The organism is Leptotrichia sp. oral taxon 215 str. W9775 (assembly GCF_000469505.1).
Taxonomy (GTDB): Bacteria; Fusobacteriota; Fusobacteriia; order Fusobacteriales; family Leptotrichiaceae; genus Leptotrichia_A.
In genome coordinates this window covers 1-642 of the sequence record NZ_KI272834.1, presented here as the reverse complement: position 1 = coordinate 642, position 642 = coordinate 1, and the positions used below count along the sequence as shown (strand labels likewise).

Annotated in this window: 1 pseudogene; it reads left to right on the top strand. The window is 23.8% G+C overall.

The features are described 5' to 3' along the window. Positions 1–427: 427 nt before the first annotated feature. Positions 428–642 (top strand): annotated as a pseudogene (locus HMPREF1984_RS02915) (hypothetical protein); the annotation flags it as partial.

The following is a 642-nucleotide window of genomic DNA, read 5'->3' as shown; positions in this document are numbered from 1 at the left end:
GAGGAGGATTAGGATTCAGAGTTATTTACTAATAACTTTTTATCTGAAGGAAAAAGTTTTTGTTTAAAATATAACCTTTAATTCAGAAATTGGAAAAGAAGATAGAAACACCGTCAATATTACTTTGACGGTGTTTTTATTTTATTTATTTTGTATTTATTTCATGAGAAACTTAAAAATATAAAATAACTTTTTATTTGAATAAATATTCAGATAAAAAACAAAGTAATGAATATATAGAAAATATAATAAAAAAATTTTTTTTATATAAAATATATTAAATACTATAAAGAAGTAGATGCAATAGTTTTAAAATATGTTATAATATAGCGACAAATAAAAAACAAAGACATATATAATAAATATCATACTAAAAATTAAAGTAGAAAGTATTTTTATATAATTAGAAAATTATAGGAGGACATTTATGAGAAAGAAAATACTTTTGCTGTCAGCTTTATTGGTAATGGCAACAGTAAGTTATTCAGCAGAAAAACAAAGTCTGGAGGCAAGTCTGAATTCAATAGAAAACAAATTCAATGATTTGCTTGAGAAGGAAGCACAGAAGAAAAGGGAATTTGAAGCACAGAAGAATCAACTTGAAACTGAAGTGGCAGACCTTAAAGCAAAAGAAGAAGGAAA